The organism is Coprobacter fastidiosus, assembly GCF_030296935.1.
In the GTDB taxonomy this organism is placed as follows: domain Bacteria; phylum Bacteroidota; class Bacteroidia; order Bacteroidales; family Coprobacteraceae; genus Coprobacter; species Coprobacter fastidiosus.
The window spans coordinates 2,901,878-2,927,919 of the sequence record NZ_AP028032.1 but is presented as its reverse complement, the minus strand read 5'-3'; the positions used below and the strand labels follow the sequence as shown (position 1 = coordinate 2,927,919).

The following is a 26,042-nucleotide window of genomic DNA, read 5'->3' as shown; positions in this document are numbered from 1 at the left end:
TCCGAGTCCGCCATCTTTAACGGACTCTCAATACAAAAATTACATGCCAGAAAAAAAATCGGTTACAAAAATTCTTTGGGCAGTCATCATAAGAGAATTGCACCGGCTGGTTTCCAGACCGATATACATTTTCTGTATAATAATAGCACCTCTCATCAGCTATCTTTTTCTGTTAACTCTTATGAACGAAGGATTACCGGAAGAGATTCCCACCGCCGTCGTCGATCTCGACCATTCTGCAGCATCGAGAAATTTTATCCGGCAACTCGATGCAATGAGTCTGACACAAGTTACAGAGCAACCCAACAGCTTTACAGAAGCTCGAAAATCGCTGCAAAAGGGAGAAATATACGGGTTCTTAGTGATACCGGAAAGTTTCGAAGCAAAAGCTATGGCCGGCCGCAGACCGGAAATATCGTTTTACACCAATAACGCATACTACATACCTGCGTCTTTGTTATATAAGAATTTCAAAACGATGTCGGTACTTGCCTCCGGGGCTATCGTACAGCAAACCTTACTCGCCCACGGAGAATACGGATATGAAATTATGCCCCAATTACAACCTGTGCCTACGGCAGTACATGAATTAGGTAACCCTTGGATAAGTTATTCTGTCTATTTGAATAATACATTTATTCCGGGAATGCTGCAAATAATGATATTATTGACAACCGTATTCAGCATCGGAACAGAAATCAAACACGGAACATCCAGAGAATGGTTAGCTCGATCACACAACTCGGTCGTATTGGCTATTACAGGGAAATTACTTCCGCAAACCGTTCTGTTTTTTATCATGGGAGCATTACTGCAATCTATGCTCTACGGATACTGGCATTTCCCATTACATAACGGAATCTGGCCGATGCTGGCGGCAATGTTCTTGTTGGTTCTTGCAAGCCAAAGCTTCGGCGTTATCATGATGAGTATAGCACCATCGTTAAGAATAGGGTTGAGTATAGCCGCATTATTCGGAATCATTTCTATTTCGATTACCGGATTTTCATTCCCCGTGCCTGCCATGTATCCGCCATTTCAGTTATTGTCGAACATATTCCCGCTACGACATTATTTCCTGATATACGCAGATCAAGCGTTGAACGGCATACCGTTATATTACAGCCGAATGCATTATCTGTATTTGTTCCTTTTTGCCATAGCTTCTTTACCGTTACTGAAACGACTCAAAACCGCTTTGCAAAATCAAGTATATGTTCCTTAGCAATAAGCAGGATAAAAAAGTATTAAAGATGAAACTACAAATATTCGAATCGATAAAAACCGGAATGCTGGATGTCTGCTATATCTGGAGAAAAGAATATGTAACGGTATTCCGGGATTTCGGAGCATTGATTTTTTTCTTTGCCCTGCCATTTGCATATCCGATATTATATGCTCTTATTTATAATCCTGAAGTCGTACGAGATGTTCCGATGGTTGTAGTAGATAACGCCCGCACTCCGTTAAGTCGTGAATTATGTAGGAACATGGATGCAAGCCCGAATGCAAAGATCGTATCTTATTGCGCTAATATGGATGAAGCAAAAAAAATAATGTATGAAAAGAACTGTTACGGCATTATGCTCATTCCGGAGGATTTCAGCAAAAAACTTATGCGAGGAGAGCAAAGTCCGGTTATTTTTTACTCAGATATGAGTATATTACTTAACTACAAAGGATTTCTGATCGCTTTGACAGAAGTGACGATGGACTTAGGGTCAAAACTACAAGTCGCCGCATTAGGTGGTGCGACCCCCGAACAAGCTAAAATGGCGATGTCTCCTATTCCATACAGTTCTATAACTCTCTATAACCCCGAAAGCGGTTTCGCATCGTTTCTTATTCCGGCAGTCTTGATATTGGTTTTGCAACAAAGTCTTATTTTAGGAATTGGACTTTTAGCAGGGGGAATATACGAACACAAGAAATTGCATAGATATTATTCCAACCGGGAAATGATGCATAACAATATCATGCATATTGTTTTTGGGAAAGCGATATGTTATTATAGCCTTTACATTGTCTCCACAATGTATATATTACACGTAGTACCTTGGCTATTCAAATATCCTCAGATAGGAAACCAATGGGAAATATACGCGTTCATCGCACCATTTTTATTATCATCCATATTTTTCGGAATGACACTCTCTATATTTGTAAGAGAACGGGAGACATCGTTCCTACTGTTTGTTTTTACTTCATTGCTGTTTCTCTTTATTTCAGGTATTACATGGCCACGTTATGCAATGCCCGAAATCTGGAAAATAATAGGAGCTATCATACCTTCAACATGGGGAATCGAAGGCTTCGTCCGCATGAATACTACAGGAGCTAGCATCAGTGACGTACATGATGCATTCATTAATCTGTGGATACTTACCGGAATCTATTTTATAACAGCATGTCTGGCATACAGATATCAAATATGGAAAGATAAAAAAAGAGGTTTCAGAGGAAAGATAGAAGAAAACTATCAAATATAAGAGGCTGTCTAAATCCGAAATAGATCAAAAAGATTACACACTTTATATGAAAAATGCCCCTAATATCGAGGGGCATTTTTCATATAACAAATAAAAAGCGAACAGTTTATTTGATGCGACGAGGCTTAACCCCCTCAAACGTTATTTTAACAGGAAGAATATATCCGTCCTTATCAAAATACATCCGGTCGATACACGTTTCTCTATGATTCTGATTGGTATCACCTAAAGGTCTGCGATGATAAACGATATACCATTCGTCTTTCCCGGGAATCTGAATCACCGAATGATGTCCGGCTCCGGTTGCTACATTATCATCCTGTTGCAATATTTTACCGATACGTTTGAAAGGACCAAAAGGAGAATCGGAAATAGCATAAGCCACGCTATAATCAGAACCACCCCAGCTACCTTCAGACCACATAAAATAATATTTGCCGTTTCGCTTCAACATAAAAGGCCCTTCTACATAATTTTCAGGAGTAACCGATTTATATAAAGTACCGTCATCAAACGGAACAATGCTCAACAAATCATCACTCAACTTTACCATATTGCAATGATGCCAGCCTCCGTAATACATATAATAAGAGCCGTCATCATCACGGAATACGAACTGATCGATAGGTTGTGCGCCATTCACGATTTTATCGATCAGCGGTTTTCCTAAAGCATCTTTGAAAGGTCCCTCCGGACGATCGGCAACTGCTACACCTATACCACCGTATTGGTCATTATTCTGAATATCATTAGCCCCGAAAAAAAGATAATATTTCCCGTTTGCCGAAATTACCGACGGAGCCCACAAAGCAAACTCAAGCCACTTTATATTCTCAATCGAAAGGACTTTCGGATGCTTAGTCCAGTGAACAAGATCTTTAGACGAAAATGCGTCCATATATGTCTGCACATTGTAAATTTGATGCACAGCCCGAGTTTTTTTGCCCGTATCCGGATCTTTTCCATCAGCAGTTACCAGTCCGGACAATGTAGGATATATCCAATATTCATCTCCATACACAATAGCTTCAGGATCGGCATACCATCCGGGCAAAATAGGATTTCCGCTCGTTTTTTTCTTCTTTTGAGGAAAAGCTAATACCGACACACAGCAAAAAAGAAATAAAAAGAAAATTTTTTTTGTAACCATAATTTAACCCGATAAAACAAAAAACGCCCTTAACGGGCGTTCTTTGTAATTAAATAAATTTTTATTTTACAGACAATTTATAAGTAGCTACATTACCCTTCGCATCGGCAACTTTTACCAAATAAATACCTTTTGCCATAGACAAAGTACTCAATCCGGCAGCCACCTTAGTTTGAGAAATATTCTGTCCTGCGAAATTATACACATCAACAGTCAACGACTCAGTAGCAGACTCGATGCAAACAGCATTTGTCATGCCCCAAACTTTTACACCTTCAATTGTTGCCGTAGAGATAGAAGAAGGATCATAGTCGGTATCCAAATATACACCATGGATATTCGCACCGGCATCGGTCCTAAATACCATATACAAATCATGCACACCTTCTACTTTTGATGTCATAGTTCCGGCAGTTTTCTTCGGAGTAGCCCAGTTACTTGTACCCTGAGCCTGTACTGTTGCCAATTTCGTATCATTTTCCAATACCGATAGATCGCTATAATCATCATGATCCAAGTCGATATAGAAATCGAACGTACTGCTTCCCAAAGACGCCTGGTCTGAAGAATGATCTACCAAAATACGAGTAAATTGTCCATTTTGGAAATCAACGTCAACAAATTTCAAAACCACACCATAAGAAGTATAACCGATATTAGAAGCCTCAAATTTCAGATCATCTGAACCGTATGCCATAAATTCAACGGTGTTCTCAATACCCCCCATCGAATCGAAATGCATGCCATAAGCGTTATCAGTAAGAGGTTCGTCTATCAACTCTATCTTTTCAGGCTCATCATCTTCTATTTCCCAAGGAGTTCCTTCAATCAATTGAATTTCTTTCAAGTTTGTAGCACCCGTCCATTTTACATAAAGATCATGCACACCACTGATATTTTTCTCTAAGTTTTTTGCTAACGTACCATAAACAATCCAACGCCAGTCTCGAGCCGTCCATATTTTAGCAATCATGTTATCTTCACTATCCGTACCATCAATATAAATTTCAAGGAAACCATCCGGATTAGTAGACCCTCCATGAGTAGAAACCACAGCTATCTGTTGATACGTATTTCCATCTTTAAAATCTATCGACGGAAATTTAACAATCAATCCTTCTCCTGTATTTCCCCAAACACCATCATTTAATTTAGCATCTGGACATACTTCCGGATTCACAACAGAACCTGCACTTGCCGGAATTGAAAAATAATCATACGTCGGATCAGGCATTTCCCCTTGCTCTTCTTCAGTAAATTCATTGTTATAAAACACGATCTTTTTCAGATTACCTTCACAGTTATTATAGCGCATATATACTTGATGCTTTCCGGTAGGCCAGGTAAAACCATCAGTACCTTCAGGATAAAAATTATAACGGAAAGTACGATAATACTGAAAAGCATTCGTACCCTTAACATCGATTTGTGTAAACAATAAACCTCCGTTATCCGGATCTCCCATATAGAAATCCAATGTACCTTCCGTATCCGGATTTTCATGTGCAAATTCCGCACCGTTAGCAGCATAAGTCGTTCCGTCTCCAAAATCGATTTCACCCAAACAGATGGTTGTTCCGGGCATTGTATTTCCCAAACACTTGTTTACAATATCAAAACGGGCATCATTCACAATTTCGACACCGCTTTCTTCTGTCATTTTAATGACAAGGTCTTCAGCCGAAGCCGTCGCAAACAAGCCGGCAAAAAGCCCTAAAAAAGTAATTGTTCTCGTTTTCATAACATACAATTTAAAAGTTAATGTATATAATAATTAAGTTGTTTTTTAACTTTTTGGAACCGACTTTAAATAGTCGATTCCAAAATTCTCTACTTCTTTACTACACGACCATACGAATGAACAGACTCCCCGTTCAATCTCCAAACATATATTCCCGAAGGCAAGTTATTTCCGGAAACAACCAATTCACGATCACCATCATTCAGAAATATCATATTTCTATATACACAGCGTCCTGCAAGATCGAATAAAGCAATTTCTATATCTTGAGACTGTTTTATAGAAACGGGAATATATATTTCATTGACAAACGGATTCGGATAAGCAATACCGACAGAATTTTCAGAAATAATAGAGTGATCCACACCCGTGTAGTCTGCAACTTCTTCTATCCTAAATTTCTGATTATCTTCCCCTGTCAAATCTCCTACAGATAGCTCCGCTCCTTCGTCCATCGAACTATCCGAAACCTCGAGATATTTCAATGCTCCTTTTTGCACGATAGTGAAACAGCCGTCTCCTTGATAATACAAATTCCATTTTCCGTTATTCACGGTGCAATCAAAAGGAAATTGACCGATCGTATTCGTTCCTCTCAAAACGATATTCAGTCCGGAAGCAACATTCTGCAAACCGTAACATGCATCACCGGCAACATTTAATCTCCATATTTCCGTATCGTCTCCGGTATATTCTTTCTGAATAATTTTCGTTCCGTTTGTCGTATTATTCGTTTTCAAAGCCAACGCCTTACCACTATGTACCGCGATGATTTTATATCCTTTACTTCTCTCTATTACAGGAATGGTCTCCGTATCTTCTTCGAAATCGTAATAGTCGAGGTTCATTCCACCATTCGTTATCTGTACTCGCAAATTATGAGTTCCTTCCGGTATCGTTACCCTTACCATATAATCAGCATAATTGTCAACTCCGGATGTAGACTTCAATTCCATTGAAGAGAGCACCTCATCATCCAACATGACACAAATACCCTTATCCTGTCCTGAAGGTGTAGAATAACGGACAGTCATTTTATACGTAGCTGTTTTTTCGACATTTACCGTATAATTCAACCATTCTCCGGTAGTAGTCCAGCCGATATGATACCCCGATCCGCCGACTCCCACACCGACATAATCACCCTCTTCATTTCGGTATGCACCGCCTTCATTAGAAGTCGCCATATCATAAAAACCGGCGCCTTGACCTCCTAAATCAAAATCTTCAGCTTCTATGCGGCCCGGAATAGCTAAATCTTTATAAGGTTTCTGTCGCTCTGTAAAATATCTTTTTGCCGTAGCCAACAAATCGCTGGCTTTCAGAAACACATATTTTCCGGGAAATTCGCTTTGCAAACGTTCCACAACACGGTTTATCGCAGCATATCCGGCGCCTCCCAATCCGGCCTGAACCATATATACTCCGGTAAATACAGGAATATCATTTCGAGCAGCAACGCCCTTCAAATAATTATAAATACCGTCTTCATCACTGCAAACTCCGCCTGTACCGACAACCGGCATACCGCACCAGTTATAGGCATCTTTGTAAGCCCCGTTTGTCCATGCCAAAGTCCCGGTAACTCCTGTTTTTACAAAACCATTGTTATAAAAAGGTTGTGCAGGCCAACGTAATGAGGATGCCGTACTGAACATGCCGGCGGCTTTCAGATACTGTCCATTCATTACACACCATGATTCATAATCATCCGGTTTATAATAAGGTTCTTGGATATATTGTACTCCCGAAGGACCTCCGATAAACTCATCATTATCGGTTCTATTCTCATAATAATATTGCAAAATGAACGGAGCGATTTCGGTCAAAGCCGGAGATAAAGTCATAGAAACAGGCACTTTTCCCCGTTCAGACTGTTTCCAAATATCCAATGTCCCGTTATGATTGAATTGAATATTGTCCCCGTCACTCCAATGCAATGCGACATATACTTTATTCGTTTCCGCATCAACAGCCACACCTTCTGGCTGACGCCCCTCAAATGTTTCGGAAGGGAACGAAGAATAATAACTGGCATTCGGGAAAAGATCGCTCACTACAAATCCGAACCCTTCGGGATTAGTCGTGAGATTAAGATCATCTCCATGCATACCGTACCCCATTACCACCGCATTTTTAGGATATCCCGGCGTATTTAATATTTTTTTAATAATATTCTTTCCCGTAGTCGTCTCATCATCCACCCAAAAAGCAAATGAGCGTGAAGCCACGGCATAATCATAAATACGCCAACCGCCATTTCTCCAATCGTCACGCAAGCCGATACTAAAAACCAATTGCTTGTTAAGTTTAGGCATAATTTCCTCTAACGCCCAATTATAAGCCTGAGTTATCGTGCTCCAATTATTCCGGATATCGACGATCTCCTTATCCCATCCGAACTCGGCAACCAACTCATCCTTAAGTTCTTCCGATACAGGCAAAGCATCTTCGGCACAAGCCATCAACAGCGCCATATTGAAGGTATAGTCATTATCCGAAAAATTACATATTACCAATTTATCCAAACGGTCTTTATACGATTTGAACAAAGTGCGCAATCCCCGATTTTCACCCGTGACGATAACACCTTGATCCGGACGTTTATATTTAACGTCTAAATACTTAAACCAGTCTAATTCTTTATCTCCGGTCGAAAGAAACACTTCCGCAGAATCCCGGTTAATAATTCCCTGAAAGATCCGGCAAATATGAAGCGCTTCAGGACTTTCCGTCGCACCTCCTACCGAAACGAACACAGGCGTCTGCACCGGTTTCATTTTCGGAAAATGTACTCCGGAAATTTGAGCGGATATTCCACCCAAAACTCCGTAGCACATTATCAATATCACTAATAGTCGTTTCATGAATAACCTCTATTAAAGTTTAACTACTTGCTGTAAACGAATATCATCCGAAGACGATCCGACCATGAAAATATAATTACCCGAAGGCGTATAGAATTTTCCGTCCTTCTCATCCCAAAGACGCAACTCCTTTTTAGGAATAGATACAGATACCTGAGCAGACTTGCCTTTTCCTATATGTACACGTTCAAAACCTTTAAGCTGTTTTAAAGGGACTTTTATTCCCGATTCAGGGAAACGCACATACACTTGTGCAACTTCATCTCCGGCATACTTCCCGGTATTTTTCACCGTAAACTTCAAATTCACGGCATCATCGGAAACTTCACTCTTCAGGTTTTTATAATCGAAGTGGGTATAACTCAACCCATATCCGAACGGATACAAAGGTTTATTTTCAAAATACATATAAGTTCTGCCTTTCTGAATATCATAATCATCAAAAGCAGGAAGCTCATCAAGGCTTCTGTAATATGTCAAAGGAAGACGTCCTCCGGGATTATAATCACCGAACAAAGCTTCAGCAACGGCAGTACCGCCTTGTTCTCCCGGGTACCAGGCATTTAATATAGCAGGAATATTCTCATCAATCCAGTTAATCGCCAAAGAACTTCCGGCAACCAATACGACTACGGTATTCGGGTTAGCTTTATATGCTTCCTTGATAAACAGTTGTTGATCGGCAGGCAACTCTATCGTATATCTGTCCTGTCCCTCCCGTTCGATAGACTTGTTGATACCCAATACGGCAACCGTAACATCGCACTCGCGAATAGCCCGTCCGGCTTCTCCATAAAGATCGAGTAAAGCTTTCTTCCCTACATCCGGAACACGCCAATATAATTTTGCCGTAGCCTCAGCTCCGTCATCGAAATATTCGGCAACCAGATTATATTTTTCGCCCTTATTCAGCTCGACCACTACACTATCGGTCTGTACCCCCCGATTGTGCCAAGAATCGATCAGTTTCTTACCGTTAAGATATAACCGGCAGCCGTCATCAGTAGCAAAAGCCAAAGTATATTTTCCCGATACACTCGGCACAAGATCTCCGCTCCAGCGGATCGACAACGGAGACTTCGGCAAGAAAGGATCGGGAGCTTGATTGGCCGGTTCAAAATTGATATTTTCATCGGTACGCACTTTCGGTGTTCCTTCCAAGTTCTTATTTCCATAATACTCAGCTTTCAAACCATTCGGGAAATTCGCTTTCGTAATCATCTCATATCCAGAAATCGAAGAAGACCACGGTGCATATACGATTTTCACATCATCCCCTACTCGATTTTTAATTCCTTCAAGAACAGATACCGGAGCATTCACCGGAGTACCGCTATAATCTCCGAATTCGCAATTCCCGGCATTAATGCCGACCACAGCAATCGATTTTACTTTTTTCGGATTTAAAGGCAAGAAGTTCTTTTCGTTCTTAAGTAATACAAGACTTTGACGTGCTGCTTCCAATGCCAATTGCCGATGCTTCTCACACCCTACGATAGAGGGAGATATAGCATTATACGGATTCTTTTCGGGATCATCGAACAGCCCCAGCATCATACGGGCACGTAAAACCCGATAAGCAGCAGTATCTATATCTGCATCTGTCACCATACATTGCTTGTAAGCATTCATCAAAGGCTTGATATATACATTGTCGCCGCATTCCAAATCAAGACCGGCTTTTATAGACAATGTCGCTGCAGCTTCGGGAGTCTTCACATATTTATGATGCGTCACTAAGAAACCCGGTCCTCCGCAGTCAGACACGACATACCCGTTAAAGCCCCATTCTTTCCGGAGAACTTGAGTCAACAACCAAGGGTTCAAAGTACACGGGACATCATTGATCGCATTATAAGCAGACATGATAGATTGAGCTTTACCCTCTTTAATACAACTTTCGAAAGCCGGAAGATAATATTCTCTTAAATTCCGTTCAGAGATATGAGGATTACATTCAAAACGGTTATGCTCCTCATTATTGGCTGCAAAATGTTTCGGAGTAGAAACAATTTTAAGGTAACGAGGATCATTACCTTGAAGCCCTTTTACAAAAGCAACCCCCAATTTGCCGGAAAGGAACGGATCTTCTCCATATGTCTCAGGAGTACGTCCCCAGCGAGGATCACGAGCCATATTCACTGTCGGTGACCAAAAAGTCAGCAAATCGCTAAAAAAACCTTTCTGATCTTTACCCCGATTCAATTCGTTCCAGCGTCCACGTGCTTCATCTGAAATCGCTGTCGATATTTCATACAACAATTCAGGATTCCACATACTCGCCAGTCCGATAGCCTGAGGAAAAACGGTAAAATTACCCGGACGAACAACCCCATGAAGCGCTTCATTTCCATGATAATATTTATCGATACCTAAACGGGGAATTCCCGGAGATGTAGCCCGCAAAAGCGAAATTTTCTCTTCTACCGTCAAACGGGACAATAAGTCCATAATCCGCTCATGCTGCGGAGCGTTCATATCTTTATACAACTCCTTAGTCTGGGCAACAGCCAAAGAAGTAGTTGCCAGACAAAAAGAGAATAACAAGGTCTTTATTTTCAGATTCAAAATCATAATGTCAGTTTAAATTAAGGTGCGACAATTTCAATAACAGGAGTATAATTATACCGTTTCAAAGTCGAATTATAGCTACAGCTCGACAGAGCGGCAACACGGATATAATATTTCTGCCCGCTTTTCAAATTCTTGACAGGGTCTTCATATACCTTTGACTCTATCGAAGCATCTGTAGAACGGCTAAGCACTTTTGTCGTAGAATTTTCCTCTATGAAACAACTGTTATAACAGGAAACTACCGGATAGATATTGCAAAGCAATCTGGATTCGGAAATTGTTTTCTTACCGATAGTCATTCCTTCTGGAGTAGTAGAACGGCGGATTGTATATTTAACCGTAACCTCTGCCGAACCGGGCTCTCCATAAACAATCTCTTCTATATTTACTTTCAGGAACGGAGTCACCTTAAAATCATGCTTAGTAACACCTTTAAGATGTACTCGTTCAGCTTCTACCGGGAAAAATGGACCTTCTGTCGGCGTTACATCATAATCCCCGCTAAAAAGAGCTACATTACGGAATGTACCGTCAGCTTTAGCCCAAAACTGAAGCGGTGTAGGATTTTCATAAGAAAGATCCATCAATTCAATACGGCAGCCATCCGGCTGTTCGGTGTAAACCGGAGATCCGGTCTCAATATCGATCAAAGTCCCGTCGATACCCGCATCGGGAGCATCATAATTATCCAGTTGAAAACAAGATGTCATCAACAAAGGGAATATGGCAAATATCAAACTAATCTTTTTCATGTATTTACAATTTTATTTTTAAGGACTGTCTGAAAACTTCCAGACAGTCTTGTCATATTTCTATTATTTACTTATCTACCGACGATTAATAGCCGGGGTTCTGCTCGATACCCGGATTTAACTTTCTCTGATCGTCATTAATACGGATATAATATAAATAGGGCTTAAAATCATGTGCATTACCGACTTCAACTTTCTTGAAAATCCAAGTTTTCTTATTAGCTACCCAATACGGATAAAGACCTTTCATCTTCTTATTGTTCATAACCTTATCGGCCTGACGCCACCGTTTGAGATCCCAGAACCGATGATTCTCATACATCAGTTCAACTTGACGTTCATTACGCACTACATCTACTGTAAGAGATGGAGCATCTTCTACACCTGCACGGTCACGTACGTCATTTAAATAAGTCAATCCATTAGCTACATAATCCGATACCCCCATCGTAGCCAATTCGGCTGCAGCTTCAGCATAATTCAGCTCAACTTCAGCATACCGGAACTCAAACCAATCCTGCTCACCACTCGTATGTTTAGGATCTTGTGTAGCATTTCCCTCATATAAGAATTTTTTAATATACAAACCGGTAACCGTCGATTCGGAATTACCTCCGACACCTTGCGCCCCGATTACATATATCGAAGTATCTTTCTGTGTTTCCGGATCGGTATAACTAATCTGATCGGTAAACGCACCTCCCTCTTTCAAGATCGTTACATTCTGACCGTTCATTTCGACAATTCCTCTTTTTACATCAATTATACCGCTTACATCTCCTTTTGCATTGGTCCACTCAGCACCGGGAATCAAAACTGTAGCATACAATCTCGAATCTCGTCCGTCGAAAAGATCGGTACGGTCTTTCACCTCAAGAATATTTCCATCATCCCCGACAATCCAACCCGAAGAATTGGTTTCAAATTCTCCCGACGTACCATCTGCCATCGGAAAGGCCTCTATCAAATCCAATGTCGGAGATAAGCGAGAACCATAACCATCCGGATAACGGTATCCCCAAGGTTGATTCCATAAATCCCAGTTATGAGCTTTATCGGGATACTCATATTTCTTTACAAAAATCACTTCAGGACAATCTCCCTTGATCCAGAACATTTCCTGATAGTTTTTTGCCTTGTCTGCATTTCCACGATATAGAGAATATCCTCCTTCACGAACGACATCTACCGCCTTGATTACTTCTTTATAGTATTTTTCAGCTTTCGAAGGATCATCGAACCCTACCAATCCGTTTTTATCATACGAACCATATTTGGCTATAGAAGCGGCATAGAGCATGGCACGACTTTTCAAAGCTGCTGCGGCATAGCGATTGATTCGGTATTTTTCCCGAGACGAACGGGTCGGTGGAAGCATAGCGATTGCATTGTCCAAATCTTCCAATATAAATTCATACGTCGCTTCCTCTGTGCTTCGATTTACCAACAAAGCCGAAGGATTGGATTCGTCATATTCTTGAGGAACCTTTATAATAGGAACACCTCCATAACGTTTTGCCATACCGAAATAGTACCATGCACGTATTGCGTATGCTTCACCCAATAATTCTTCTTTTTTTTCCGGAGCAAAAAGCGTAGATTGTTCCAATTCTTGGATCAACTGATTTACGTTACGCACATTGTCGTATGACCACCACTGATTCCATGCACCATTTTCCGTCGCCGGTCCGAATATTTCATGAGGCCATTCGCAGTGAATAGCTTCATCGCAACTCAGAGCCGGGACAAAGCATCCGGAAACCCAATTATTAAATCCGGATTCACTTCCGTAATTGAAATCTTCTATCGGAAGGCGGTTGTACAAAGTCGCCATATAAGCCTCTATTCCGGCTTCACTACCGAAGATATCGTTTTCTGTAATTTTATTGATGGGCGCCAAGTCGAGAAAATCGCTACAAGAAATCGTACCGAAAGTAAGCGTCATGGCCAATGCCCCGTATATAATCTTTTTCATCATATCAGCCTTTAGAATGTTACGTTTACACCAAAATTAAAGTTTCTCATAATCGGATAACGGGCAAGAGAACCTCCGGGATTTTCAGGATCGGTATAATTCAGATCTTTAGAACAGATCGTGAATAAGTTAAACCCGTTAGCATATATACGAAGATTACTGATCCCGATTTTATTCGTCCATTGTTTCGGCAATGTGTAACCCAACTCAAGATTTTTGAGTCGCAGATAGCTACAATTATTATAGAAATATGTAGATTCCTGTCCGTAGTTTTGAGGATCTTGCAAACGAGTCGACGGATAACGTCCGGCCACCCACGTTCCCTCACTATCGAACGGTGCGGGATTACCTTCTGCATCGACTTTATGCCAACGATCCATGAAAATATCCCATGCTCCTCCGAACTGTAACGGACGGTCGGTCAAGTTAGCATTAAACATAGCTGCACCTTGGAATGTCACATTCAAATCGATACCTTTCCACTGTCCGCCAAGAGTAAGACCATAGTTCATCACCGGAGTATTCCCCCTAAGAAGAGGTTGTTTATCCCAATCATCGATAATACCGTCTTCATTATAATCGACATACATCAAGTCTCCGGGAAGGTAAGAATACTGCGTATAAAGACCGTCTAAAACCGGATTCCTGTAAATTTCATCCATACTGGAGAATTGTCCGCGAACATCATATACCCATTTGATATTGCTGTTTCGATTATTCTGATTATTGCGCCAATTATCATAAGAGTTTCCGGACGGAGTACTTTCGATATATTTATTACGAGCCAAGGTATAGGTAAAGTTTCCTGAGATATGATAAGTAAAATCAGCAACTTTCCCTTCATGCCCCAACACTAATTCAAAACCCGATTGCATATCCGAGTTGATATTCTCTTTTGCGAATGTAGCTCCGAAAGTTCCCGGAACAGAAACTATACGATTTGCCAACAATCCGTCACGATCACGGCGAAACAAGTCGAATTCAACAGAAAGAGCACCTCTCCATAACGACATATCGAAACCGATATTTTTTGTCGTAGATGTGTACCATGTAGCATCATAATTTGGTATCTGAGGCATTCCGATACCCGGAATAAGACCTTGATCTCCCAATACGTATTTATCACCACCCGGATAATCGAATGCCATCATCCACAAGTAAGCATCAGTGTTGTCATCCCCCATCTTACCGATAGAACCACGAATTTTCAAATTATCGATAAAGTCTACATTATCTTTAATAAACGATTCTTCAGAAAGACGCCAGCCGAGAGAAAGAGATGGGAAGAATCCCCATTTCTTATTTCTGAATTTCGAAGATCCGTCTAAACGGAAACTTGCTTGAACCAGATATTTCGATAAAAAGTCATAATCTATACGTCCGACAAGCCCCATATTTGAGTTACGGTCGGCAGAACCGTTTACACTACGAGCATCATCTACCAATCCTGCGTAAATCTGATCGACGGCATCCATCAACGTATTACGGCTTCCGCTCAATTCAGAAGTTTCCCATTTACGGGTTTCGAACAATAATAAAGCTTTCAAATTATGTTTATTTTTGATCGAAGTTTCATAGTTCAAAGACAACTGTGTTGTCGGAGTCGCCGTGTTGCTGCGCCATTCTGTCACACTTGCCAAAGAAGATGTTGTTACTACATCATAAGATTTCGCGTCGGCATTGTATTTATAAGTTTTATACTGCTTCTTGAGCATCTTATCTGTATGATATTTAGGGTCATAAGCAATAAGTGCTTTTGCCGACAAACCTTTTACCCAAGGTATATCCCAACGCAAAGAGGCGGTTGCTTGCACTTGCAAGTTTTTGGTACGACGATATCCGCCATATTCCTGCGAACTTTTTATCAAAGCATTTTTTTCATCATTATATTGATAGCCCAAATAATCGGGATTACCATTGGCATAAACTTCATAAATAGGAACTTGTGCCGAAACAGCATCGAAAATTTCACTGGGATAATAAGCCGGAGCATCCTTGTCGTCATAATATCCTCCTATCTGGAATTCGGCAGTCAATTGATCGGTTATTTTTGCCGTAATATTCGATCTCAGATTATAACGTTCATAATTCAAAGAATTCGCTTTCCACAATCCTTCTTCCGAGTAATAACCGATACTATTGAAATATTGTACCCGATCATTTCCTCCGGATATATTCATATTTATCTGCCATTGCGGTACCGTAGAACGAACAACCTGATCGAACCAGTTGACATTAGCATAAGGAGATCCCGAAGTTACCAAACTCGGATCGTAAGTCGGAACTGTTTCTCCTCGATTAGCCATCGCTTCATTATAAAGTTCCATATAACCATAAGCATCTACGGATTTCGGGAATTTGGTAATATTCTGTATACCGTATGAAGCGTTCAATGTGATTTCCGGTTTACCCTTTGTACCACGACGGGTAGTAACCAATACGACTCCGTTCGCAGCTCGCACACCGTAAACGGCAGCCGAAGCATCTTTCAACACAGATACCGACTCGATTTCATTCGGATCGAGACGATCGAAGTCATCACGCGGAATACCATCTATAATAACCAAAGGCGATCCTAAACCACGAATATTAAAGCTGTTATCGTAACTACCCGGTTCGCTGGAATTTTGTTTGATATTCAAGCCCGGCACTTTTCCTTGCAAAGCATTCGTTAAGTTTGAAGTAGTTACAGCCTTAATCTCATCCCGGTTAATAGATGCCACAGAACCGGTAATCTCTTGTTTTTTTTGAGTTCCATAACCTACGACAACCACTTCATCCAAGAGTTTGGTATCTTCTTTTAAAACCACGATCAGGTTATTTTTTCCCTTCACCGGAATTTCTTTTTTCTCAAATCCGACAAAAGAAAAAATCAAAGTAGCTTTATCTTTATCCGCTTTTAAAGAAAAATGTCCATCGACATCCGTAGCTGTTCCGACTTTAGAACCTTTTACAATTACACTCACACCGATGAGCGGTTCACCCGCACCATCTTTTACTACACCGTTTATCTCGGACACCTGTGCCATCAAAGACAGCGGCAGCCCTGCCAAAAACAGTAAAATCATCACTTTTAGATGTTTCATTGTATTTCAGATTTAGTATATAATAATTCTTGTTTCTTAACTCCAAAAGATTTTTCAGGAACATTACCCATTGTCAATTCCAAAACTCCTCCTTGCATAATATCTTCATGTGAAATCCAAGCTTTTTCATAAGGTTTTCCGTTCAGCTTGACCGACTGTATATACTTATTTGCCGGAACATTATTCAATGCAATAATTTTAAAGCTCTTTCCTTCCGGCAAAGAAATTTCAGCCTTGTCAAACAACGGAGAACCCAAAATATAATCACCTCCTGCAGGCACAACCGGATAAAAACCTAATGCAGAAAAAATATACCAAGAAGACATCTGCCCGCAATCTTCATTCCCTTGCAATCCATCCGGTTGGTCGCTATACATATTTTTAAGGATATAGCGTACTTTTTCCGCAGTCTTCCATTGTTGTCCTGCCAACGTATATAAATATGTAATGTGATGTCCGGGTTCATTTCCATGCGCATACTGTCCGATGAGTCCGGAGATATCTCCTGAAGCTTTTTCACCCATGGATTCGTTCAAAACAAAAAGAGAGTCCAACTTTTGTACGAACGCCTCTTCGCCTCCCATTAATTTAATTAACCCCTCGACATCGTGAGGGACAAGCCAGGCATATTGCCAGGCATTCCCTTCACAATAGTCATCAGCCCGATGTTCCGAGCGGAAAGGATTAAAACCTTCCCGCCAGCTTCCGTCAGCATTCTTACCCCGGAAAAATCGAACTGAAGGATCCCAATAATGGCGGTAATATCCCGCCCTTTCCATAAACAACCTATAATCATCTTCTTTACCTAATTTCTTCGCAACTTGTGCCACCGACCAGTCTGCCAACGCATATTCCAAACCTTTAGCAACACTTTCGCCTTCTTTATCTGCCGGTATATATTCATTTTCACGTACAAAATTCAGACCTTTATAATCGCTTAGCATCGACTGCTTCATGGCGTTATAAGCCTGCTCGTAGTTAAATGTATTATACCCCTTTAAAATAGCATCTGCAATTACCGGAACAGACTGTATACCGATCATTTCATAGGTATCCGATCCATACAAATGCCATACGGGCAAACATCCTTTCTGATCGAAAATAGCCAACATGGATTTCACGAAATCCGAAACCCGTTCAGGTTGCAGTATCGTATATAACGGGTGTGCAGCTCGATAGGTATCCCACAACGAAAATACCGTATAATTTTTAAAAGGTGCATTGGAATATACTTGGCGATCGGCCCCCCTGTAATCGTTATTTACATCATTAAAAAGTACCGGTTGCAAAAACGCATGATACATGCCCGTATAGAAAATACGTTTCGCTACCGTATCATTTGTTTCTACGACGACTTTCGACAACTCTTTTTCCCACGCATCAGTCGTTTGTGCGACAACTTGCTCAAAATTCCATTCCGGGATTTCCGAAACTATATTTTGTGCCGCATTTTCAATGCTGACCGGAGAAATACCTACTTTAACCTGAACATCTTCAACATCATCCGCAAAACGGACATTTGCCTTCACACCCTGAGCTTTCAAAGATTTTCCGGAAACCTCAGCCGTGTCATTTAATAATATAACGGAAACAGGCAAAGAAAATTTTGCTGTGAAGTAAATTTGTTGTACACCTTTAGACCAACCTGTTGAAAAACGATAACCGCTTACCGTGTATTCATCGGTCTGTTCGATAAAACTTTCCAATGTCCGGTCATCTCCATACCCGTTTTTCAGGTCGATCATCAATTGTTTTCCTCCCGGTTCTTTCGGGAAAGTATAGCGATGATAGCCGACACGCTCTGTCGCTGTCAACTCTACCAAAACATCAGAATCGTCCAGCATAACCGAATAATATCCTACTCGAGCTTTTTCCCGATCGTGAGAATAATGCGAACCGTAACCCGAAGTAGGATTTTCCTGTGTCCCGGCTATTTTCTTCATTTCTCCGGTATAAGGCATGAACAACAAGTCTCCGGAATCGCAACACCCAGTTCCATTTAAATGCAGATGTGAAAAACCGATCAATACTGAGTCGGAATAGTGATATCCCGAACACCAATCCCAGCCTTTATTTATATTCGTCGGTCCTAACTGCAACGCACCGAAAGGTGCAGCTACCCCCAAAAAGGTGTGTCCGTGTCCTCCCGTGCCGATATAAGGATCGACCCAATGGGTAAGACTCGTTGCATTTTTGTCACTGCAACCGGACAATGCCAGAAATGCGACCGCCAGACATATACTCAAGAAATTTTTCATTATTAAACTATTATTTTTCATTGCTCAGCGAATAGGGAAAATCTTTTTTATCGATACCCCGTTTTTTATTGGGGACATTACTCATTTCATAATCAATTACGGCTCCTTGTTTTAACCGGGAATATGAAAACCATGTAGGAGTATATTCTTTCCCGTTTAGTTTAATACGTTTTATATACCGGTTTTCTTTAGTTACATCAGGAGCATTCAGCACTATTTTTTTACCATTTTCAAGAGTAACGGTCATTTTCTTAAACAACGGTGTTCCGATTACATATTGATCCGTTCCCGGACAAACAGGATAAAATCCCATAGCAGAAAATACATACCAAGCCGAAGTTTGCCCGTTATCTTCATCACCGCAATAACCATCCGGAGCTGCCGTGTACATCCGGTCCATCACCTCTCTTATCCAATATTGCGCTTTCCACGGCTCTCCCGCATAATTATATAGATAAAGCATGTGCTGTATGGGCTGGTTTCCGTGTGCATAATTGCCCATATTCATAATCTGCATCTCTTTGATTTCATGAATACAGAATCCATAATAACTGTCATCATATATAGGTGGAACGACAAACACGGAATCAAGCATCTGAACGAAAGTCTTCTTACCGCCCATCAGATCGATAAGCCCCTGTACATCATGAAAGACACTCCATGTATAATGCCAGCTATTTCCTTCTGTAAAAGCATCTCCCCATTTATAAGGATTGAATGGCGTTTGGAAAGAACCGTCCTGATTTTTCCCACGCATCAAGTTATGGCTCTTATCGAACACGTTTTTATAATTAAGACTGCGGTTACGGAAAAGCTCGATCTCCTTTTCAGGACGTCCTAACTTTTTAGCCATCTGCATGATGCACCAGTCATCATAAGCATATTCAAGCGTACGGGCGACATTTTCAGGAATCTTTACATCATAGGGTACATAACCGAGTTTGTTATAATAATCCGCTCCCCATCTTCCTGTCGACGGAACATCGGGATGTACTTTATCCGTAGCTGCCAATAATGCATCATAAAGCGTTTCACTATATTCTACACCTATTCCTTTTAAAAATGCGTCGGCAACCACCGATGCAGAATTATTACCGACCATACAGAAACGATGTCCGGGACTTGCCCATTCGGGAAGGAATCCGCTTTCTTTATAAGCATTCGCTAGCCCTGCCTGTATCTCTTCATTAACAGAAGGATACATCAAATTCAAAAATGGGAATAAAGCTCTGAAAGTATCCCAAAAACCGGTATCCGTATAAAGAAAACCTTTTTTTACACCCCCTTCGTACGGGCTATAATGAACAGGCTCTCCTTGTGCATTTATTTCATAAAATTTACGAGGAAACAGAACCGAACGATAGAAACAAGAGTAAAACGTACGATACTGATCTGTAGAACCTCCTTCTACCTGTATTCTACTTAATATATCATTCCAACGATCACGTCCGGACTTTTTAATTCTTTCGAAATTTCCGTCTCCCAACTCTTTCAGATTCAACCAAGCCTGATCAAAAGAGATAAAAGATGAACTTACTTTCGCCTGAACAGTCTGTCCTCGACGAGTCTTAAAACCTATAATAGCACCTACATGATTGGCTTCCAATTCTTTCTCTCCGGGAACGACCTTACTGTCACTCCAGACATCAGACGAGGCAAAAGGAGTATCGAACTCGATTACAAAATAATTTTTAAAGTCCGGAGTAACACCTCCCGAATTTTTCGTAGTATATCCTATTACCGTATTTTTTTCGGGGATCACCTCTATATAAGAACCGTTATCAAAGGCGTCGATCACAATATAAGAACTATCGCTTTCAGGAAATGTAAAGCGAAATGCCGCCGAACGTTCGGTCGGGGTCAATTCTGTCGTAATATCATGGTCTGCAAGATATACACTATAATAATAAGGTGTAGCAACCTCTGCTTTATGAGAAAACCAACTGGCTCTCTCCTCCTGTCCTATCTTATATCCGATAACAGGCATTAAAGAAAACTGCCCGTAATCATTTATCCACGGACTCGGTTGGTGGGTCTGCTTAAAACCTCGAATCTTATCGGCCGTATAAACATACGTCCAGCCATCTCCCATCTCTCCGGTCTGCGGAGTCCAAAAATTCATTCCCCAAGGTAAAGCAACAGCAGGATAGGTATTCCCTGTTGAAAGCAACTTCTTCGACATGCTCCCGACAAGAGGGTTGACATAATCGACCACTTCTGTTGCAAACAAAGAGGTAGTAAAAAGCGAAAATAAAATTGTCGTTAAAAAACTCTTCATGGCTCAATATTTTCTCTAAGCATAAATGTGTTACGAATATATTATAGTAATATAGAAAAGATCATTAATTTATCATTAACAGAAATGGTTCAACCCCGATTTAACAATAAACAAAGCCGAAATTTCTCTTTTCCATCATTAATAATTCATTAATTTTTCAGTTCCATACAATCTTTCTATTCAAAGGAATATATCCTATAACCCAATCATTTATAATACATTAAACATATATGATCATCTTTTTTTCTTATCAAAATAGCGAGCAGCAGATGCAGCAAGATCTTTCGGTAACAAATACTCATAAACACCCGGACGCTCTTTCTCTAACCGGTCTATTTCCCGCTTTAACTTTGCAATGCCTCCGTTCCTCCCATATTCGGCGGCAATCGGATATACATTTACAAACACAGGCTCATCCTCCTTTGCCTTGACCTTCATTAAAGCATTGTATAATTCACCTTCTTTGCGAATATGTTCTCCCTGATTCATAATGATCACCCCATTCTTATATGCGATGCCGGTTTTATCGTCACCATCGAATATCCCTTGCAATCCGGCAGTCTCGATAAAACGATCGAAACAATGACTTCCGAATGTGGCATGCCAAAAACAAGCTGTATGAAAACCCGCCGATGCAAGCCAACGGCGATTTTTCTCTAACCACGATTCATAACCCTCTTTTTGATAATCCCGACCATAAATAAACTGATATCCCGAAGGTCCGGCAACCAACTCGTCATTCTCGCTCTTATGTTTATAATACCACTCAAGTAAAAACGGATTGATTTCTTGCAAACCTGCCGCCATAGTAGTGCCGACCGGAACAGTTCCCCGCAACGAATCATTTTCCCACATTAGATACAAAGCATTCTGATCGAACTGAAGATTGTCCCCGTCACTAAATATGATACTGACATATATTTTACCGGGTTTGACCTTTCGGGCTTTCCCTTTAGGTTGATAAAAAGATTTATTCGGATAAGCACTCCAGAAACTTCCGTTGGCATAATAATCACTGACCACATAACCTATTCCATAATTATTGACTGTAGCCAACAAGTCATCTCCGCTTTTGGCATACCCCATAACGATCGATCCGGGGTTGTACTTACCCGCAATACAAATATTCCGGATAATTTGCTGTTCATCTTTTTGAGCGTCATCCAACCAGAAAGCAAATCCTCCGGATGCAGTAGCATAATCATACAAAGTCCAAGGAGCTCCGCGCCAATCATCTCTTAAACCTACCGAAAAAAGAATATTTTTATGACATTTCGGCATCAATTCGGCGATAGCCCAATTATAAGCAGCCTCTTTATTCACCCATTTTTCTGATAAATCGACAACTTCACCTTTCCAATTATATTTCTTCACCACCCAATCGGCATATTCTCGTGTCAACGGAATGCCTTTGTTCTGGGAAGAAAGCATCAAAGCCATATTCCACGTCCAATCTTTACAAGTATCCCATACATATATATAAGAGAACCTGTTCAAATATTTATCCAACAATGATTGCAGTCCCGCATTTCCGGCTCTCGAATCTCTATTCAGAACCGTATATTTCCGCTCCGTATCATTCAACTGACGAACATGATGATCTCCGAGAAATAAATAAACTTCTGCCGAATCCTGATTAATAATCCCTTGGATTGCCGTAGCCACCATTTTCGACAGCGCCGAATCCCTACGGCAATCGGCAACCCAAATTTCAGAAGACATTTTACACTTAAAAAATTGTCCTGATTCAGGAGCTAAGCTGCTCTCATATTTCGGCTTCGAAACACGGAGAGAACAACCGGTCAGAATAACAAATAATAAAAGTAAAGGGATTTTGTTCGTGCCTTTCATCTCAACTAATTTAAAAAACAACAAATAAATATCGTATGGCAAAAATATCCCCGACCTATATCTGCCGTCATTAATTATTCATTAATAAGAGAATGAATAAAAAATAACCGAGCCCTACTCTAAAATTTACAGAAACAGAAACGGAAATTATTCATTAATTTTCCCAAAAAGCAAAAAGCGGTATTCCTTTTTATTTTTTTGTTTTAGTCTTTTAAATATATTCACTACCTTTGTTGAAACACATTTATACATCAACAAAAGCCATGAAGAAAATTTTCATATTTTCTATTTTGTCGTTTTTCTTCCTTTTACATATTTCAGCAACGGATATCTCCTCTGGTTTAAATTTTGCATCCCATGAGGTAATCAAAGAAAAAAGGACTTCTTTATTGTTGAATGACGGTAAAGAATTTTACCTGCCCGAAGGATTTTCCTTGGATTTCGGATTGCGGTTCAGAACCGAATTGCACAACTACGGATATATTTTCAGAATCATAGCTAACGATACGGTATGCTTTGATTTGGTATCCAATTATTCCGATGGACGAAAATCTTTAAGTTTTATCGAAGGAAACAGAATATTCACTCCCTTCAGCAGACAGATATTGGAGCAATACGAAAAAAACAGTTGGGTTACGGTTCATTTCGGTATAAACCCTAAAACAAAAGAAATAACAATATCGTTTAATGGTGAGGAGATCAAAATTCCATATCATTACAAAAAATTGTCTCGATATCGTTTTCAATTCGGATATTGCAGTCATCCCGACTTTCTTTCCTACGATGTCCCTCCCATGGCAATCAAAAATATACGCATTGAAGATCAAGAAGGTAAAATAGAAGCATACTGGCCATTGAGAGAACATCAGATCGCAGAAGTATATGACTCGGTTTCTTGTAGATCTGCAATAGTACACAATCCCATTTGGGAAATAGATAAACATACGCAATGGGAAAAAGATCGATCTTTCGTTTCGGGACATTACACTCAAATTGCCTTCAACGAAAAAGATAATATACTTTATTTTGCAGATCAAAAACAAATTCTCGTTTATCATTTGACCGATAACCGCATAGATACAATCCTCGTACAATCGGGAAACCCGTACTATGTGAGTTCGAACCAGTTAATTTATCAACCTTCGACAAACGAACTATGGTCTTATGACTTCGACGGTCCTATCATCTCCCGATTCGACTTCAAAACCCATAAGTGGAGTCAAGCCAATAAAGACACAAAGAACCCTATCCATACTCACCATAACTCTTTTATTTCTCCAAAAGATTCTAATTTATACATATTCGGAGGATATGGCGAATATCATTATAAGAATGATTTTCTCAAACTATATTCCGACGAATCGAAATGGGAAAAAATCGATATGAAAGGTTCGATTCCTCCTCGTTATCTGAGTGCATTAGGCATAAAATCGGAAAACTCTATACTGATATTCGGAGGATATGGCCATATCAGCGGATTACAAGAATTAGGACCTTATAATTATTATGATTTATACGAAGCAGATCCCTACACGGGAAAAATAAAGAAGTTATGGTCGTTGGATAAACAAGAAGAGCCTTTTGTCGTATCGAACGCTATGATAATAGATACTACCGAAAACTTATTTTACACACTTTGCTTCCCCAATAACCGGAGTAACAGCCATATTGTTCTGAAATCATTCGATATAAGCAACGGAAATTCCCGGACATTAGCAGATACGATTCCCTATCCATTCGAAGATATAAATGCATACTGCTCTCTATTTTACAGCAAGAAAGACAATAAATTATATGCCGTAACCATTTTTCACGAAAAAGACAAATCTCAAATATCCGTATATTCATTACTGTATCCGCCATTATCTACAGCGAGCATTATTCAACCGGCCCGGGAAAAGGCCGACTTTATGTGGTTATATATCGCAACGGCAATTATTCTGATTATAGGAACGGCACTATTCATAATATATAAAAGAAAGAAAAAATCTACAGTTCAAGATTCGGTGATCTTAAATATGGAAGAATATGTTCCCGAAGCAATTCCAAATCGATCGGCAATATTATTTCTCGGAGGATTTCAAGTGTGGGACAAAAACGGAAACGATATAACCAAATCATTTACTCCGACATTAAGATATTTACTTATATTGATCATTCTCTACACACAGAAAAACGGAAAAGGAATTTCCAACTCTACTATGTGTGAAATCTTGTGGGCAGACAAAAGCGATGAAAGCGCACAGAACAACCGGCGGGTTACCATTCGGAAACTAAAAGTTTTGCTTGAAGAAATAGGAGGTATCGAATTAGTAAATACAAATACTTATTGGGCGACGAAATGCAGCGAACCGTTCTTTTGCGACTATTATACGGTTTTCGAGAGTCTGAAAAAGTTACAAAAACAATCAAAGGTTCAAGTAAATAAATTATATGACGTACTGCATCTCATCGCTAACGGATTACCATTGCCATATCTGAATCAGGACTGGGTCGATTCTTTCAAATCCGATTACGCCAATTATGTTCAAGATATGCTATGGAATATCGTACAATCAGGGAATCTGACAGATTTCAGACTCCTTACCAAAATTGCAGACATTATTTTCTTATTCGACCCTACAGATGAAAATGCCATACACTTAAAATGTAACGTACTGGTAAAAAATGGTAAAGTAGGACTGGCAAAGAGCACTTATGATGCATTCTGCTCAGAATATGAACAGTTATTAGGAACTCCGTATAATAAATCTTTTAATGATATATGTCATTAAGTATATCTTACAGATTATTAATCGGTTTTATATATCCATTTATCAACAAAAAGAAATAGTGCAAAATGAATTTCGTGTCATAAGGCAAACTTCAAACACATAATGAGGAAATATATACTATAAAAGAATTTTCAACTGCAATTAGGAATTTTCGACAATAGAAAAGCACGGAAACAATCATTTTACTATATTTGCACCGTTCTAAAAATAAACAAAATGGACGATTATCATTCGGAATATTAACGTA

General features: G+C 40.0%; 13 protein-coding genes. 3 read left to right on the top strand and 10 right to left on the bottom strand.

Going from position 1 to position 26,042, the window contains the following annotated elements; translation table 11 throughout:
• Window positions 1-43 precede the first annotated feature (43 nt).
• Both QUE35_RS11540 and QUE35_RS11535 read left to right on the top strand, forming a co-directional pair.
• A complete protein-coding gene (locus QUE35_RS11540) occupies window positions 44-1,225 on the top strand; it encodes an ABC transporter permease (protein WP_022600761.1) in 1,182 nt (393 codons plus the stop codon).
• 28 nt (window positions 1,226-1,253) lie between these two features.
• Window positions 1,254-2,489 (top strand): ABC transporter permease, encoded by a 1,236-nt coding sequence (locus tag QUE35_RS11535; protein WP_031258408.1) that lies wholly within the window; start codon window positions 1,254-1,256, stop codon window positions 2,487-2,489.
• A 106-nt stretch (window positions 2,490-2,595) separates the two neighbouring features.
• Here the strand turns inward: QUE35_RS11535 and QUE35_RS11530 are convergent, their stop codons facing one another.
• The 10 genes from QUE35_RS11530 to QUE35_RS11485 form a co-directional block, all read right to left on the bottom strand.
• A complete protein-coding gene (locus QUE35_RS11530; RefSeq protein ID WP_022600763.1) occupies window positions 2,596-3,639 on the bottom strand; it encodes a glycoside hydrolase family 43 protein in 1,044 nt (347 codons plus the stop codon).
• 61 nt (window positions 3,640-3,700) lie between these two features.
• Window positions 3,701-5,380 carry a T9SS type A sorting domain-containing protein gene (locus QUE35_RS11525; RefSeq protein ID WP_022600764.1) on the bottom strand — a complete coding sequence of 560 codons (1,680 nt, stop codon included), beginning with the start codon at window positions 5,378-5,380 and terminating at the stop codon, window positions 3,701-3,703.
• 89 nt (window positions 5,381-5,469) lie between these two features.
• On the bottom strand, window positions 5,470-8,247 hold the full coding sequence (locus tag QUE35_RS11520) for an RICIN domain-containing protein (RefSeq protein ID WP_022600765.1): 2,778 nt from the start codon (window positions 8,245-8,247) through the stop codon (window positions 5,470-5,472).
• Between the two features lie 12 nt (window positions 8,248-8,259).
• Window positions 8,260-10,821 carry a glycoside hydrolase family 3 protein gene (locus QUE35_RS11515; protein ID WP_022600766.1) on the bottom strand — a complete coding sequence of 854 codons (2,562 nt, stop codon included), beginning with the start codon at window positions 10,819-10,821 and terminating at the stop codon, window positions 8,260-8,262.
• A gap of 14 nt (window positions 10,822-10,835) precedes the next feature.
• A complete protein-coding gene (locus QUE35_RS11510; RefSeq protein WP_022600767.1) occupies window positions 10,836-11,573 on the bottom strand; it encodes a DUF3823 domain-containing protein in 738 nt (245 codons plus the stop codon).
• Between the two features lie 85 nt (window positions 11,574-11,658).
• Entirely contained in the window at window positions 11,659-13,551 is a 1,893-nt protein-coding gene (locus QUE35_RS11505; protein WP_022600768.1) for a RagB/SusD family nutrient uptake outer membrane protein, read from the bottom strand.
• 8 nt (window positions 13,552-13,559) lie between these two features.
• Entirely contained in the window at window positions 13,560-16,634 is a 3,075-nt protein-coding gene (locus QUE35_RS11500; protein ID WP_022600769.1) for a SusC/RagA family TonB-linked outer membrane protein, read from the bottom strand.
• On the bottom strand, window positions 16,631-18,892 hold the full coding sequence (locus QUE35_RS11495) for a GH92 family glycosyl hydrolase (RefSeq protein ID WP_009318918.1): 2,262 nt from the start codon (window positions 18,890-18,892) through the stop codon (window positions 16,631-16,633). The genes QUE35_RS11500 and QUE35_RS11495 overlap by 4 nt, the downstream gene beginning before the upstream one ends.
• 10 nt (window positions 18,893-18,902) lie before the next feature.
• Window positions 18,903-21,170, bottom strand: a complete 2,268-nt coding sequence (locus QUE35_RS11490; protein WP_022600771.1) for a GH92 family glycosyl hydrolase — start codon at window positions 21,168-21,170, stop codon at window positions 18,903-18,905.
• Window positions 21,171-21,404: 234 nt separating this feature from the next.
• Window positions 21,405-23,021 (bottom strand): GxGYxYP domain-containing protein, encoded by a 1,617-nt coding sequence (locus tag QUE35_RS11485; RefSeq protein WP_022600772.1) that lies wholly within the window; start codon window positions 23,019-23,021, stop codon window positions 21,405-21,407.
• 263 nt (window positions 23,022-23,284) lie between these two features.
• Between QUE35_RS11485 and QUE35_RS11480 the strand changes: the two genes are divergently transcribed.
• Window positions 23,285-25,795 (top strand): Kelch repeat-containing protein, encoded by a 2,511-nt coding sequence (locus QUE35_RS11480; protein ID WP_022600773.1) that lies wholly within the window; start codon window positions 23,285-23,287, stop codon window positions 25,793-25,795.
• Window positions 25,796-26,042 lie beyond the last annotated feature (247 nt).

Coding starts and splice junctions, on each gene's coding strand:
- QUE35_RS11535 (WP_031258408.1), top strand. CDS start 1,254: ATGAAACTACAAATATTCGAATCGATAAAAACCGGAATGCTGGATGTC.
- QUE35_RS11530 (WP_022600763.1), bottom strand. CDS start 3,639: ATGGTTACAAAAAAAATTTTCTTTTTATTTCTTTTTTGCTGTGTGTCG.
- QUE35_RS11505 (WP_022600768.1), bottom strand. CDS start 13,551: ATGATGAAAAAGATTATATACGGGGCATTGGCCATGACGCTTACTTTC.
- QUE35_RS11515 (WP_022600766.1), bottom strand. CDS start 10,821: ATGATTTTGAATCTGAAAATAAAGACCTTGTTATTCTCTTTTTGTCTG.
- QUE35_RS11490 (WP_022600771.1), bottom strand. CDS start 21,170: ATGAAGAGTTTTTTAACGACAATTTTATTTTCGCTTTTTACTACCTCT.
- QUE35_RS11525 (WP_022600764.1), bottom strand. CDS start 5,380: ATGAAAACGAGAACAATTACTTTTTTAGGGCTTTTTGCCGGCTTGTTT.
- QUE35_RS11495 (WP_009318918.1), bottom strand. CDS start 18,892: ATGAAAAATTTCTTGAGTATATGTCTGGCGGTCGCATTTCTGGCATTG.
- QUE35_RS11520 (WP_022600765.1), bottom strand. CDS start 8,247: ATGAAACGACTATTAGTGATATTGATAATGTGCTACGGAGTTTTGGGT.
- QUE35_RS11485 (WP_022600772.1), bottom strand. CDS start 23,021: ATGAAAGGCACGAACAAAATCCCTTTACTTTTATTATTTGTTATTCTG.
- QUE35_RS11510 (WP_022600767.1), bottom strand. CDS start 11,573: ATGAAAAAGATTAGTTTGATATTTGCCATATTCCCTTTGTTGATGACA.
- QUE35_RS11500 (WP_022600769.1), bottom strand. CDS start 16,634: ATGAAACATCTAAAAGTGATGATTTTACTGTTTTTGGCAGGGCTGCCG.
- QUE35_RS11540 (WP_022600761.1), top strand. CDS start 44: ATGCCAGAAAAAAAATCGGTTACAAAAATTCTTTGGGCAGTCATCATA.
- QUE35_RS11480 (WP_022600773.1), top strand. CDS start 23,285: ATGAAGAAAATTTTCATATTTTCTATTTTGTCGTTTTTCTTCCTTTTA.